At 61.1% G+C, this 12,745-nt stretch carries 15 protein-coding genes and 1 pseudogene; 3 read left to right on the top strand and 13 right to left on the bottom strand.

The features are described 5' to 3' along the window. The first annotated feature begins 16 nt into the window (after positions 1-16). Complete coding sequence (locus tag CIT31_RS15230) at positions 17-562, top strand: adenine phosphoribosyltransferase (protein ID WP_095519197.1); 546 nt, start codon at positions 17-19, stop codon at positions 560-562. A 203-nt stretch (positions 563-765) separates the two neighbouring features. Here CIT31_RS15230 and CIT31_RS15225 read toward each other — a convergent pair whose 3' ends face one another. The 12 genes and pseudogenes from CIT31_RS15225 to CIT31_RS15170 form a co-directional block, all read right to left on the bottom strand. Further along, positions 766-1,236, bottom strand: a complete 471-nt coding sequence (locus CIT31_RS15225) for a MaoC family dehydratase (protein ID WP_095519196.1) — start codon at positions 1,234-1,236, stop codon at positions 766-768. After that, positions 1,233-1,694 carry a MaoC family dehydratase gene (locus tag CIT31_RS15220; protein ID WP_095519195.1) on the bottom strand — a complete coding sequence of 154 codons (462 nt, stop codon included), beginning with the start codon at positions 1,692-1,694 and terminating at the stop codon, positions 1,233-1,235. The genes CIT31_RS15225 and CIT31_RS15220 overlap by 4 nt, the downstream gene beginning before the upstream one ends. A 122-nt stretch (positions 1,695-1,816) precedes the next feature. After that, positions 1,817-2,791, bottom strand: coding sequence for a magnesium/cobalt transporter CorA (gene corA, locus CIT31_RS15215; RefSeq protein WP_065011947.1), 975 nt, complete (start codon positions 2,789-2,791; stop codon positions 1,817-1,819). A 221-nt stretch (positions 2,792-3,012) separates the two neighbouring features. Then, complete coding sequence (gene ychF, locus CIT31_RS15210) at positions 3,013-4,116, bottom strand: redox-regulated ATPase YchF (RefSeq protein ID WP_095519194.1); 1,104 nt, start codon at positions 4,114-4,116, stop codon at positions 3,013-3,015. Positions 4,117-4,193: 77 nt separating this feature from the next. After that, the gene (locus CIT31_RS15205; protein ID WP_095519193.1) at positions 4,194-4,757 is read right to left on the bottom strand and encodes a hypothetical protein; all 564 of its coding nucleotides are present in this window, start codon (positions 4,755-4,757) and stop codon (positions 4,194-4,196) included. Between the two features lie 3 nt (positions 4,758-4,760). After that, positions 4,761-5,492 (bottom strand): aminoacyl-tRNA hydrolase, encoded by a 732-nt coding sequence (pth, locus tag CIT31_RS15200; protein ID WP_095519192.1) that lies wholly within the window; start codon positions 5,490-5,492, stop codon positions 4,761-4,763. Between the two features lie 188 nt (positions 5,493-5,680). Continuing rightward, positions 5,681-6,319: a 50S ribosomal protein L25/general stress protein Ctc gene (locus tag CIT31_RS15195; protein WP_095519191.1), complete on the bottom strand. Its 639-nt coding sequence runs from the start codon at positions 6,317-6,319 to the stop codon at positions 5,681-5,683. A gap of 368 nt (positions 6,320-6,687) precedes the next feature. Beyond that, positions 6,688-7,410, bottom strand: a complete 723-nt coding sequence (locus CIT31_RS15190; protein ID WP_245316252.1) for a formylglycine-generating enzyme family protein — start codon at positions 7,408-7,410, stop codon at positions 6,688-6,690. Next, positions 7,395-8,426 (bottom strand): aldo/keto reductase, encoded by a 1,032-nt coding sequence (locus tag CIT31_RS15185; RefSeq protein WP_206073365.1) that lies wholly within the window; start codon positions 8,424-8,426, stop codon positions 7,395-7,397. The genes CIT31_RS15190 and CIT31_RS15185 overlap by 16 nt, the downstream gene beginning before the upstream one ends. 60 nt (positions 8,427-8,486) lie before the next feature. After that, a complete protein-coding gene (locus CIT31_RS15180; protein WP_245316251.1) occupies positions 8,487-9,392 on the bottom strand; it encodes a helix-turn-helix domain-containing protein in 906 nt (301 codons plus the stop codon). Between the two features lie 18 nt (positions 9,393-9,410). Further along, positions 9,411-9,657 (bottom strand): annotated as a pseudogene (locus CIT31_RS35140) (hypothetical protein); the annotation flags it as partial. Between the two features lie 70 nt (positions 9,658-9,727). Beyond that, entirely contained in the window at positions 9,728-10,276 is a 549-nt protein-coding gene (locus CIT31_RS15170; protein ID WP_095519189.1) for a DUF2938 domain-containing protein, read from the bottom strand. A 112-nt stretch (positions 10,277-10,388) separates the two neighbouring features. On the opposite strand from CIT31_RS15170, the gene CIT31_RS15165 reads away from it, so the two are divergent. Both CIT31_RS15165 and CIT31_RS15160 read left to right on the top strand, forming a co-directional pair. After that, positions 10,389-11,066 (top strand): ArsR/SmtB family transcription factor, encoded by a 678-nt coding sequence (locus tag CIT31_RS15165; RefSeq protein ID WP_095519188.1) that lies wholly within the window; start codon positions 10,389-10,391, stop codon positions 11,064-11,066. A 33-nt stretch (positions 11,067-11,099) separates the two neighbouring features. Beyond that, positions 11,100-11,315, top strand: a complete 216-nt coding sequence (locus CIT31_RS15160) for a TetR/AcrR family transcriptional regulator C-terminal domain-containing protein (protein WP_245316249.1) — start codon at positions 11,100-11,102, stop codon at positions 11,313-11,315. Between the two features lie 55 nt (positions 11,316-11,370). Here CIT31_RS15160 and CIT31_RS15155 read toward each other — a convergent pair whose 3' ends face one another. After that, positions 11,371-12,627, bottom strand: a complete 1,257-nt coding sequence (locus tag CIT31_RS15155) for an MFS transporter (protein ID WP_165778442.1) — start codon at positions 12,625-12,627, stop codon at positions 11,371-11,373. Positions 12,628-12,745 lie beyond the last annotated feature (118 nt).

Genomic DNA, 12,745 nt, shown 5'->3' with positions numbered 1-12,745 from the left:
CCCGGAGAGCCGCCCCATGAAACCTTCGCTCGAAGACACGCTGCTTGACGCGATCCGCACCATTCCGGACTATCCCAAGCCGGGCATCCTGTTTCGCGACATCACCACGCTGCTAAGCAATGCGCGCGCCTTCCGCCGCGCCATCGACGAGCTGGTGCATCCCTATGCCGGCCAGAAAGTCGACAAGATCGCCGGCATCGAGGCGCGCGGCTTCATTCTTGGCGGCGCTGTCGCCCATCAGCTATCGGCCGGCTTCGTGCCGATCCGCAAGAAGGGCAAGCTGCCTTACGAGACGGTGCGCGTCGCCTACAGCCTCGAATACGGGCTGGACGAGATGGAGATGCACAGGGATGGCGTGTCTCCGGGTGAGAAGGTCATCCTCGTCGACGACCTGATCGCCACCGGCGGCACGGCGGCGGCGGCGGTCCAGCTGTTGCGGCAGATCGGCGCCGACATCCTCGCCGCCTGCTTCGTCATCGACCTGCCGGACCTCGGCGGCCGCGAGAAGCTCGAAGCGCTCGGCGTGCCGGTCAGGACGCTGATCGGATTCGAAGGGCATTGATACGCTTTTTCCTTCTCCCTTTGTTGTGGGAGAAGGTGGCGTCGCGAAGCGAGGTCGGATGGGGGGTGTTGAACCGATCGCAGCGCTGAAGGCGTAAGCGCTTCCAATCATTGGATTTTTAGACGTATCATTTCTTCCAACACCCCTCATCCGTCTTGGCGCTTCGCGCGATCCACCTTCTCCCACAAGGGGAGAAGGAAAGCTCACCCCACCTTCACCAGCACGGCACTTTCGAATTCGATGACCTTGTCCCCGGTCGAATCGAAGGCCTCCGAGCGAAGCGTGAGCAGCCGCCACCCCGGCCGTGACATGATGGGGCGGTGGGCAAGCGCTGTGCGGGTGAAGGTCACGGTTTCTCCGGCATAGACGGGCTTCAGCCATTTGAGGTTCTTGAAACCGGGCGAGGGGCCGAATTCGGGTGCGGGTCCTGCGCCGACCCAGCGGGCGCCCCCGGCCTCCACGCCGGCCTCGAGGTTCAATTTCATCCAGGTTGCAGCTGTGTGCCAGCCCGACGCGCACAGGCCGCCGAATACGCTCTTCTTCGCCGCCTCTTCGTCGAGGTGGAATATTTGCGGATCGTATTTCCTGGCGAACGCCTTGATCGCCTCGGGTTCGAATGTATGCGACCCAAGCGTGACGGTGACGCCGATGCAGAAGAACTCGTCGAGGCTCACGCGCTGGCCCCTCGCGTCAGGAACATGACGGTGTTCTCGAGTTCGAAGACGCCTTCGCCACGCTGGTTGAAAAGCTCGCTGCGCAGGGTGACGAGGCCGAGGTGGGGCTTGGACCTGGACAGGCGCTTGGCAAGGACGGTGGTGTTGCCGCGCAAGATGTCTCCGGCCAGCACCGGCTTTTTCCACCGGACCTGGTCGACGCCGGGGGCGCCTTGCGAGGTCGAGTCCAGCAGGAAAGCGTCGCACAGCATGCGCATGAACATCGCGCAAGTGTGCCAGCCGGAGGCCGACAGCCCGCCAAGGATGCTGGCCTTGCCCGCCGCCTCGTCGAGATGCATCGGCTGCGCATCGAACTCTTGCGCGAATTCGATGATCTCGGCCGCACTCACCAGCTTCGTCCCGAGGTCAAGCGAGGCGCCCTCGACGAAATCCTCATAGGCCCAGGTCTTTCCGGTCATGGTCTGGAATCCGGTTCAAGTTTGTACGATCGCCACGGATCGGGGTTCCCGGATGCAGGCAGGGCGCAATTTGGTCAAGTAATTTCTGGTGCGCCAGGCCATCGCGCCCAACGGAATAGAAGCTACAACCAGCCGCGGCGGCGGAAATACCAGAAAGGCAGGATCGCCGACACGATCATCAAGCCGATGGCGAAGGGATAGCCGAGCTGCCATTTGAGCTCGGGCATGATGTCGAAATTCATGCCGTAGATCGAAGCGACCAGCGTCGGCGGCAGGAAGATGACTGCGGCGACGGAGAAGATCTTGATGATGGCGTTCTGCTCGATCGAGATCATGCCGAGCGTCGCGTCGAGCAGGAAGTTGATCTTCTGCGACAGGAAGGTGGCGTGGTCGGCGAGCGACAGCACATCGCGCGACAAGGTCTTGATGCGCGCGCGGATGTCCTTGCTCATCTTGGTCTGGGTCGAGGCGTGGGCGAGAAAACCGGCGAGCCGCTGCAGTGAAATCAGGCTGTCGCGGATCGAGGAGGCGATGTCCTCCTTGCGGCCGATCGCCTTGAGCAATTCCTGGAAGTCGCGGTTGCGCTTGGAAACCTTGGTCGAGCGTGCCTCGAAGATGTCGCGCGAGATCGTTTCGATGTCGCGGCCGGCGCGCTCCAGAATGTCGGCGAGGCGGTCTACGATCGCCTCCAGCAGGCCGATCAGGATGGTGTCGCCGCTGGTGCAGCCGGTCGCCACCTTCTCGGCGCGCAGCGGAAACGTCTTGAAGGCCTTCGGTTCGTGATAGCGCACGGTGATCAGCCTGTTGCCGGCCAGCACGAAGGTGACCGGCGACATCAGGGGATCGTCGGCCTCGGTCTGGGCCGGCAGAATGGCGGTCATGAAATAGGCGCCGTCCTCGACGTAAAGGCGGCTGGAAATCTCGATCTCCTCCATCTCCTCGCGCGTCGGAATGGCAACACCGAGCCAGGCCTCGATGGCCGCTTCCTCTTCCTTTGTCGGGTTCAGAAGATCGGCCCAGACGATCTTGTCGCTGTTTGCCAAGAGATCGTCGGCGAGGCGCAGGCGATCATTGTCCACGACGAATGCCTTGATCATCACCGGGTCTCCCTTGCTGAGGCCAAAAGGATGGGTTCGAGCGGGCGCGTCGTTTCGGATTGCACGGGACAGGCGCTTTCGACGAAAGCACGGGCCGGTGCAGACGCCCCTTAGACCGGGCATTGCGGGCAGTCAAGCCGCGCGGAAACGGCCCGTGCGGCGTGCACAGGGCTGTGATCGCAGCGGCGGCCGTGATGGCTTCCGGCGTGCCGTCGGTCAGCTCAGGTGTTGAACTTGAACAGCATGATGTCGCCGTCCTGGACGACATACTCCTTGCCTTCGTCGCGCGCCTTGCCGGCTTCCTTGGCCGCCACTTCGCCGCCCAGCGTGACGAAGTCGTTGTAGGCGATGGTCTGGGCGCGGATGAAGCCGCGCTCGAAATCGGTATGGATGACGCCTGCCGCCTGTGGCGCCTTGGCGCCCTTGTGCACGGTCCAGGCGCGTGTCTCCTTCGGGCCGACGGTGAAATAGGTGATGAGCTGCAGCAGCTCGTAGCCGGCGCGGATCACCTTGTTCAAGCCAGGCTCATCGAGGCCCAGCGTCGCGAGGAATTCTATTTCCTCTTCGTCGCTGAGCTGCGCGACCTCGGCTTCGATCGCCGCGGAAATCACCACGGTGCGGGCGCCTTGCGCGGCAGCCATCTGTTCGACCGCCTTGGTGTGCGCGTTGCCGGTGGCGGCGTCGGCCTCGGCGACATTGCAGACATAGAGCACAGGGTGCGAGGTCAAAAGGTTCAGCCCCTGCAGGATGCGCAGATCCTCCGCGGAAATGCCATTGAGCAGGATGCGGGCGGGCTTGCCGGCCTGCAGAAGTTCAAGAGCTGCTTCCATCATCGGCAGCACGGTCAGCGCCTCCTTGTCCTTGCCGGAAGCGCGCTTGCGGAACTGCACGATGCGGCGCTCGAGGCTGTCCAGGTCGGCGAGCATCAGCTCGGTCTCGACGGTCTCGGCGTCGGCGACGGGATCGATGCGGCCCTCGACATGGGTGATGTCGTCATCCTCGAAGCAGCGCAGCACATGGACGATGGCGTCGACCTCGCGGATGTTGGCCAGGAACTGGTTGCCCAGGCCTTCGCCCTTCGAGGCGCCGCGCACCAGGCCGGCGATGTCGACGAAGGAGATGCGGGTCGGGATGATCTCTTTCGACTTGCCGATCGCCGCGATCTTCTGCAGGCGCGGGTCGGGCACCGCCACCTCGCCGGTGTTCGGTTCGATGGTGCAGAATGGATAGTTGGCTGCCTGCGCCGCCGCCGTCCTAGTCAGCGCGTTGAAAAGCGTCGACTTGCCGACGTTGGGCAAGCCAACGATGCCGCATTTGAAACCCATTTTTATCCGTTCCTATCGGGAAATCGAAATTTGATGAGGGCTATGGGCGAAAGCCCCGACGATCGTCAAGCCGCAATTCAGTTCAACGGTTGCGCAATGTCGTCGGTGCCTATGGCCAGCGAGGGAACGCCCGACTTGCTCAATATCTGTAGGAGATGCCAGAACGCGTCGACGTCGGCGGTTCCGAAATCAACCGTCAGCCGCCCATCGTGCAACTGCGTGCTGTGAATGATGTTTCCGACAACTTCCATCGTCTCGCGCTCGCCATCGATATCGAACCAAGTGCGAAACCATTCCTCGAAGAGATCGTCGTCAAGATCCTTTGTATCGAACTTGAAATGGACCTCGTCCCACTTGAACGGCGATATGAAGACGTCCATTCCGCCGATCTCGGCGCGAATATCCGGAGAGAACTTCAGATAGGTATCGCTATTGATGAATTGCGGATTGGGCTGTCCGTCATTGGAAACGAAGTCAACTGCGATCAAATTTCGATAGAAGGAATCGACGTTCGAGAACTTGACCTCGGTTGCAAGCGATCCTTGGCTGCCGGCAGCAAGTTCGCCGACAGCTGAGACGAAGTGATCGACATATTTCTGCCTGACGCGGCGGACCAATTCCTGAACGTCATCCATGTCCATGGCCTAATCCTTGCCGCCAAACAGCTTCTTCAGCATGGCGGCCATCGGGCCGGTTTCGGGCAGCTTGACTGCCGGCTGCTGCGGCCGCGCCTGACGGACGTGGCTCTGCTGTTTTGCACCCTGTTGTTTTTGCCCGGGCTTTTCCGGCTTGGGCACGACGCCGGTCTTTCGCTGGACGGCAACACTGACCTTGTTCATGAAGCCGGCCTCATCACCCCTCACGATCAAGTCGGCATGATCACCGATGGCGTCGAGCAGCGGCTCCACCCATTCGCGATCGGCCTTGGCGAAATCGCCAAGCACATGATGCTGGACGAATTCCTTGACGCCGGGATGGCCGACGCCGATGCGCACGCGGCGGTAAGCGTTGCCGACATGGCCGTCGATCGAGCGGATGCCGTTGTGACCGCCGGCGCCGCCGCCGGTCTTGACGCGGACCTTACCGTCGGCGAGGTCGATCTCGTCGTAGAAGACGGTGAGCGCCGAGGGAGTGAGCTTATAGAAGCGCAGCGCTTCGCCGATCGACTGGCCTGAATTGTTCATGAAGGTCTGCGGCTTGATCAGGATGATCTTTTCGCCGGCAAGCGCACCTTCGGCGATCAGACCCTGGAACTTCTTCGACCAGGGGGAAAAGGAGTGGCGGCGGGCGATTGCGTCCGCCGCCATGAAGCCGACATTGTGCCGGTTGTTGGCGTATTTCGCGCCCGGATTGCCGAGGCCTGCAAACAGCAGCATCGTCACCTCTAGTGTGGTGGATTTGAAGTTCCTGCCGCTTTGAAGGCATCAACGTTCAGGAACTTCAAATCCAAAAACCACACTAGAACCTCATGGTTGCTAGTGTGGCCTTTAGAATCCGAAATTCGCCCGGTGCGCTGCTCCAAAGTGATGCGAATTTCGGATTCGCCACACTAGGCGGAAAGGGATTACTTCTCTTCGGCGGCAGGAGCCGCCTCGGGTTCAGCCGCTTCGACCGCCTCTTCCGCCTCCGGCTTCATCGCCGCGGAACCGGCAATGGTCGCGACGGTGAAGTCGCGGTCGGAGATCACCGGCTTGACGCCGGCCGGCAGCTTGACCGCCGAGATGTGGATCGAATCGCCGATATCGGTGCCGGTAAGATCGACGGTGATGAACTCCGGGATCGCATTGGCAGGGCAATGGAACTCGACTTCATGACGCACGATGTTGAGCACGCCGCCGCGCTTGATGCCGGGCGACTTGTCCTCGTTGATGAAGTGGACCGGCACGTCGACATTGACTTCGGTGTCCTTGCCGATGCGCAGGAAGTCGACATGGACCGGGAAATCCCTGACCGGGTCGAGCTGGTAGTCCTTTGGCAGGACCTGGATCTTCTTGCCGTCGACATCGATCGTGGCGATCGTGGTCAGGAACCCGCCGCCATGGATCTTGTAGTAGATGTCCTTGTAGGTCAGCGCAATCGCCAGGGGAGGCTGCTTGTCGCCGTAAATTACTGCAGGCACTTTACCGTTGCGGCGAACTGCACGGGCGGACCCCTTACCGACCTGTTCGCGCGCTTCGGCCTTGAGCTCGTAAGTATCGCTCATGGCATTTCCTTTCGCGTTGTTCTGGAGCGTTCGCGGCCGGCGAGGTGCCTGGGGCCGTAAACGTCGAAAGCCGTCATGGCCTTACATGATCGGGTCCAAAATCTTTTTGGGATCACGTTAGGCCGGACAGCCTTCCGCCGCGTTGCCTCCAAGGGTGTCTACGCGGGTGGCGGCTCTATAGCGGAAGGTGGGACGAGGTGCAAGCCAAAGGCGGGCGTGAGGAAGCTCCGAACGCCCGAATGTCTGCCGACCGCGGGAACAAGCCCTGTTCCCGCAATGGGCAGACGTTCTGCGCTTCCAGTGAGAATAACCAAGATCGCCAAAATGCGGCAGTTTGCCCCGCCGGTCATCAGCCCGCAACTCAGGATTTATCGGGCACGTCCGTGATCGTAGACACAGCGAAAACCTATGTAGACGACGTAGAAATCGACAGGTTTCCATTGCATCGCGCTGGACACCATCTCTTCGGCACCATACCACCAGGAACCACCGGCAGTTAGAGCCGCTTGGCCATCACGATCGGCAAGCCATTCCCACACGTTGCCACCCATATCGTAGAGACCATTGACCCCGACCTGCGTGGTACCCGCTGCCGCATGGCGCGGCCAAGGATCGTCGCCCCGCGTGTTGGCGCCGATGGGCGTGTCGCCGACAGGATATGCATATTGCCTGCCGGCGATGAAGCCCGCCGATGGGGCAGGGCGGGTTTCGCGATAGGCCGCCTGGACCCATTCTTCGATGGTCGGCAAGCGGCCGCCGGCCCAAGCGCAATAGGCTGCCGCCTCGTGCCAGCTGACATGAACGGCCGGCTCGCTCGTCGATTGTGGCGCTTCTCCGAAGGGCGTCCGATATGTCCATCCAGGACGCCGCTCCCATCCCGAGCCCCACTCGTGTCCGCCACCCAAGGTTTCGGCGGCCGTCATCAGCCCCGTCGCTTCAGCGAAGCCGGTGAATTGTCCGATTGTCACTTCGGTGCGGTCGATGGTGAATTGTCCCGCGAGAGCCCGTTCGTTGGCGCTGAGCTGGCCGCAGGTCACCAGAAGAACGGCGATCGAGAGAACTGCGGGAGCATTCTTCAAGCGAAGGGCCACTTCACGACCCCTCCATAGTTCTTTCCTGGATAGGGCGGTTGCCGGAGGGCATCGGACACACCGGGAAGGGATGTGTAGTATTCCGCCATACGCTCTCGCATCGACCGATCCGGCAGCTCGCCAAAGAGCGCGCCCATGTTGTCAACCAGGTGTTCGGGATTGCTGGTTGCCGGAATCACTACGGTAACGTTGGGGTGGGAAATGATGAACTTGAGAAAGTACTCAGCCCAGCTTTCAATGCCCAATTCGGCGGCGAAAGGCGGAAGAGGCTGCTCGGCAACTGGCGTGAACAGGCGCGCCTTCTCGAAGGGAATGTTCACCTGCACGGCGACGCCATTGTCCGCACAGGCCTGCAGCAGTCTCTTTTCGGCCGCCCGCGTATGGATGGTGTAGGCGATCTGAACGAAGTCGAGCGTGCCGCCTGCAACCAACCGCTCCATGGTATCGTAGTATTCGGCGCTCCACTGCGTCGCCCCGATATAGCGGATCAGGCCTTCCTCCTTCCATTGGCGCAGCAGGTGCAGGACCTGATCGTGATTCTCGAGACTATGAACTTGTTGGACATCCATCCGGCTACGCCAGAGGCGCTCGCGCGAGCGAAGAAATTGCGCCTCCGAGTGACTGTTGTCCGAGAGATATTCGCCCGTTGTCCAAGTCTTGTTGGTGACGAAAATGTCATCCGCTATGCCCAGTTCGGTCACGAAATCGCCGACGCTGACCTCGGACATGCCGTACAGCGGCGACGTGTCGATGACGCGCCCGCCCATCTGATGGAAGGAACGGATGATCTCGCGAATGTTGTCTCGCGGTTCACCGGGCATGATGTCGAATGTTTCGAAAGTGCCCAGACCGACGGCGGGGATCATCTCGCCCGTCTTGGGGATCGGCCGCATGATGGCCGAGCGCTCTTGCGCGATTGCCTTGATCGGAAATTGGCCGGCCGCGGCGACTGCGGCCAGCGTTGCGGTGGAACGGAGAAGATCGCGGCGGGTGGTGAGAAACTCGGGACGAGACATCGAGGGTACTCCGTTTGATGTGCGGGCAAGCTAGCCGAAAACACGGAGCAAATGCGCGCCTCATCCTGACCGGATCGCTTCATCCTGATCGTTTCTTGCCGGGACGGCGACCGCTCGAAACTCACGTCGATATTCCGACGGCGTCGTGCCGAGTATGGTACGGAATAGCCTTGCAAGGTGGCTTGGGCTCGCCAAGCCCACTTCGAGAGCTATACGGTTAACGGAACAATCCGTCTGAGCCAGCAATGAAGCCGCGCGCTCGACGCGCCGTTCAGAGATAGCTTGAACGGGCGTGCGGCCCGCGGCGCCCCGAAAAGCCCTGTAGAAATGGCCTTCTGAAATACCAAGCGGCGTGGCCAGATCGGCGATCTGGACCGGCTGCGGCAGCAAATGATCGATGCGTTCCATCGTCATACGCAGCTGCCTGGCCGAGAGTTGCCGGATTCCCTTGGCGCGAACGGGGCGACCGGATCGACGCAGCAGATATTCGGCAAGCGCTATCGTCATGACGCTGCAATAAGTGGCGTCGAGCGCGCCATCGACGGACAGGAGATTTTTCATTTGCGCTATCAGACCGTACAAAAATGGGTCTGAAGGCTCGATGAATGGAGCGATCGACATGATGTCTGCGGCGACGGATCCCGGATGCACGGCGATCGCGCCCCACTCCCATGCGACGTGCTCCAAGGAGAGTCGCCGTTCGCAACCCGCAGGCAGGAAGGACACGGTTCCCACTCGGTCTCGGCCGGAATACCGCAGACCGCTGTCAGTCCTGAACTCATGCCGGATCGCTCCACCCTTTGTAGTTGCCATGATCAAGTGACAATCGGAGCGAATGTTGCCTTCCACCGCACGGGTATAGCGACGCGCAGCTGTCTCAAACCAGCCCCCTTGCCAGCCGCAGGTGGCCTGGCTCTGAGGCATCGGCGAGACAGTCCAGGTCGCGCCGGTCACTAACTCCGTCATACGAATCTCTCGGGCCTTTTAGAATCCCAAGATGGAAAGGGACCGCGGCGAAATCAACCGTGCAGTTCGATCACGTTCACGAAGGCGACGAGTTCGGCAAAACACCGTCAACAGGCCGAGCAGCGGCAGGTTGGAGCAGACCTGAAGACGAAGTCGACGCCTTTCATGTCGGCGACGACCCAAGCCCGGCGGCGGCGATGCTTCCCATGCCGAAGGCGGAGCCGAAGAATATACAGGCGATCATGCCGACCCGGCCGGGCACCAGTCGGCCCGAGGTGCAGCCGTTGCAGGCATGGGCAGTGTTTCGCTTTGAATTTCGGGTTTGCGCCCCATTTTCAAACGTTTGGATCGCGCTTGAAAGCCGACCGCAACCGATCAGTGTCAGACCGGAACAGGAGTGCCGAAAGCAATGCTGCGACATACAGTCCGACCCCGAAGGACAGATGAGTCATGAGGCCGCGCAGACGCGCAGTGTGCGGGTTGGGAGTTTTCGAGGCTGCAATTCCGGCTCCAAAGGCTGGCTGCATGACGAAGAACGGGGCGACAACAGTGGACATCCCGACAAGAAGGGCGGGAAGCAATGTCGGATATCGTGCCCAGTCGATGCCCCATACTCCCATCAGCAATGCAGCAAAGACGATGCCGATCGCGTAATGCGCGACCCATCCAATCGGCGTTTCGCCCGGAATTCCAGGAGCCTGAGCGATATTCACATGCGCGAAACGGCCTCGCGGAAAGTGCGCGATCCAGCGGCCGACGCAGGCATAATCGAGCGATGGAATCGCGAACGCTCGCTTTAGAAACAATCCCCAAAGATCCATCACCGCCGTCGCGCCCGCTCCGATCGCGGCTGCGCGGACAACGAATTCCAACTGCTCATTCATTTCTATGCTCCTGGCTTGTCGCTCCTGTCTTGGGCGTCAGACACTAGTCGATTAAATCTCTCATTCAATGTATTGATTGATTGATTGATGGATTCATGGTAGGCCACGCGATATGAAAAACGCAGGTGTCCATCATCCGATCTTTGACGAAATAGCGGATCTCGCCCGCACGCTGGGACATGCACATCGGCTGGTTCTTCTCCGACACATTGCCGACGGCGAACTCGCCGTGGAGCAGCTCACGCAACTTTCCGGGATCGCCTTGGCCAACACGTCGCAGCATCTTCAACACCTCAAGCGGGCCGGCTTGGTGCAGACCCGGCGAGAGGGGAAACGCGTGCTCTATCGTTTGGCAGATGGCCCGATTGAAAACGTGCTCGCGGCCCTGCGAAGCCTTGCCAACCATAGGCGCGAGCAAATCCGCGAACTTATCAACGACACTATGAGCCGGCCGGACAGGCTGGAGAACATCTCGCGCGAGGAACTCGTGCGCCGCATGCGGAACGACGAAATCGTGCTGCTCGACGTGCGGCCGCAGGAGGAATACGCGGCGGGGCATTTGCCGGGTGCGATCAACATTCCCGTGGATGAGCTGGAAGAACGACTTGCGGAGCTTCCACGAGAGAAGGTCATCGTCGCCTATTGCCGGGGTGTCCAGTGCGTCCTCTCTGCCGACGCGCTGGCAATCCTGAGGGCGCGAGGTTGGGCCTCACGCCGGTTCGAAGGCGGCTTTCCCGAGTGGCTGACGTCAGGCCTGGATGTCGACGGCATGAACTACGAAAGCGGCTGACAGAAGCCGAGGCCGGGGTCGATCCAGCGCGACTTGGAGAGCGGTGCGCTGGTTGCGCCATCTGCGCGCGTAGCTGCCGATTGGTTCTTGAACCTGCTGATTGGTGATCTGCAGATCCGGCGGGTCATTCACTCTCTGCCGGTTCCTTCAGACAAGGATGTCCGTTCGAGAGTGGTTGCCGCGATCAGTGCATTTAAAGCTTTGCGGCACATGACGGCAACAATCGATCTGTGCCCGTTCCACGCGTGAGGTGGGCAGGAAGACGGCGCTCCCGACCCTCTACGGCGCGAGGCCGAAACCAAATTCAAGCTTCACCCGATCGTGGCCTCCCCTCGAGCTTCCTCGCTTCCTTCATGTTCGGCAAAAAAACCGTCAGCAGCCCGAGCAGCGGCAGGTAGGAGCAGACCTGAAAGACGAAGTCGATGCCTTTCATGTCGGCGACGACGCCGAGCACGGCGGCGGCGATGCCGCCCATGCCGAAGGCGAAGCCGAAGAAGATACCGGCGATCATGCCGACGCGGCCGGGCACCAGTTCCTGCGCGAAGACGACGATGTTCGAGAATGCCGAGGACAGGATCAGGCCGATCAGCACCGTCAGGATCATGGTCCATTCGAAATTGGCGTAGGGCAGAGCCAGCGTAAAGGGCAGCACGCCGACGATGGAGAACCAGATCATCGCCTTCTGTCCGTAGCGGTCGCCGAACGGGCCACCGAGCAGGATGCCCAGCGCCGAGGCGCCGAGGAACAGGAACAGCATGACCTGCGACATCTGCACCGAAACGTCGAATTTATCGATGGCGTAGAAGGTGTAGTAGCTGGCGAGGCTGGCGATGTAGGCGTTCTTGGTCAGCACCAGCAAGGTCAGCACCGCCAACGCGCCCATAACCTTGCGGCGCGGGAAGGGCGATACAAAACCTGCCGCCTTGCGGTTGGCGAGCGAAGCGCGCAGACGGCTGTACCAGCCGCCGACCCGCCACAGCACGATGATACCGATCAGCGATCCGACGGCAAACCACGCTATGCTGGTCTGGCCGAAAGGCACGACGATGAAGGCAGCCAGCAGCGGCCCGATGGCCTGGCCGAAGTTGCCGCCGACCTGGAACAGAGATTGCGCCAGGCCGAACCTGCCGCCCGAGGCGAAGCGGGCGATGCGCGAGGATTCCGGGTGGAAGATCGCCGAGCCGATGCCGATCAGCGACGCGCCGATCAGCAGCAGCCAATAGTGTCCGGCATAGGCCAGCACGATCAGGCCGATCAGCGAGGACGCCATGCCGTAGGGCAGCGAATAGGGCATCGGCCGCTTGTCGGTGACCATTCCGATCAGCGGCTGCAGCAATGAGGCCGTTACCTGGAAGGTGAACGTCAAAAGGCCGATCTGCCAGAAATCGAGACCGTAATTGTCTTTCAGCAGCGGATAGATGGCCGAGAGCAGCGACTGCATGATGTCGTTGACACAATGACAGAAGCTCACCGCAAGAATGACGCTAAAGGCCGTCGCTTGCGCCGAAGCGTGGCTGGCCGTCGCAGGCGTGGCGGCGGTGGTGGCTGTCGTATCGGTCAAGGCATGCTCCGTGGTCTTTTTGGCGGGCGCTCGCGCAGGCGGCCTCATAGCCGGGTTGCCTTATAAGTCACTTGCCGGGCGACTTCTTTCGTGGTTTGGTCCAATAGTTTCGCGAGTG

Source organism: Mesorhizobium wenxiniae (assembly GCF_002284535.1).
GTDB lineage: Bacteria > Pseudomonadota > Alphaproteobacteria > Rhizobiales > Rhizobiaceae > Mesorhizobium > Mesorhizobium wenxiniae.
Note: the sequence above shows the minus strand (reverse complement) of the source record. Positions and strands in the feature narration are given on the sequence as shown.

Coding starts and splice junctions, on each gene's coding strand:
- ychF (WP_095519194.1), bottom strand. CDS start 4,116: ATGGGTTTCAAATGCGGCATCGTTGGCTTGCCCAACGTCGGCAAGTCG.
- CIT31_RS15205 (WP_095519193.1), bottom strand. CDS start 4,757: ATGGACATGGATGACGTTCAGGAATTGGTCCGCCGCGTCAGGCAGAAA.
- CIT31_RS15195 (WP_095519191.1), bottom strand. CDS start 6,319: ATGAGCGATACTTACGAGCTCAAGGCCGAAGCGCGCGAACAGGTCGGT.
- corA (WP_065011947.1), bottom strand. CDS start 2,791: ATGATCAAGGCATTCGTCGTGGACAATGATCGCCTGCGCCTCGCCGAC.
- CIT31_RS15220 (WP_095519195.1), bottom strand. CDS start 1,694: ATGACCGGAAAGACCTGGGCCTATGAGGATTTCGTCGAGGGCGCCTCG.
- pth (WP_095519192.1), bottom strand. CDS start 5,492: ATGCTGCTGTTTGCAGGCCTCGGCAATCCGGGCGCGAAATACGCCAAC.
- CIT31_RS15165 (WP_095519188.1), top strand. CDS start 10,389: ATGAAAAACGCAGGTGTCCATCATCCGATCTTTGACGAAATAGCGGAT.
- CIT31_RS15185 (WP_206073365.1), bottom strand. CDS start 8,426: ATGTCTCGTCCCGAGTTTCTCACCACCCGCCGCGATCTTCTCCGTTCC.
- CIT31_RS15180 (WP_245316251.1), bottom strand. CDS start 9,392: ATGACGGAGTTAGTGACCGGCGCGACCTGGACTGTCTCGCCGATGCCT.
- CIT31_RS15170 (WP_095519189.1), bottom strand. CDS start 10,276: ATGAATGAGCAGTTGGAATTCGTTGTCCGCGCAGCCGCGATCGGAGCG.
- CIT31_RS15230 (WP_095519197.1), top strand. CDS start 17: ATGAAACCTTCGCTCGAAGACACGCTGCTTGACGCGATCCGCACCATT.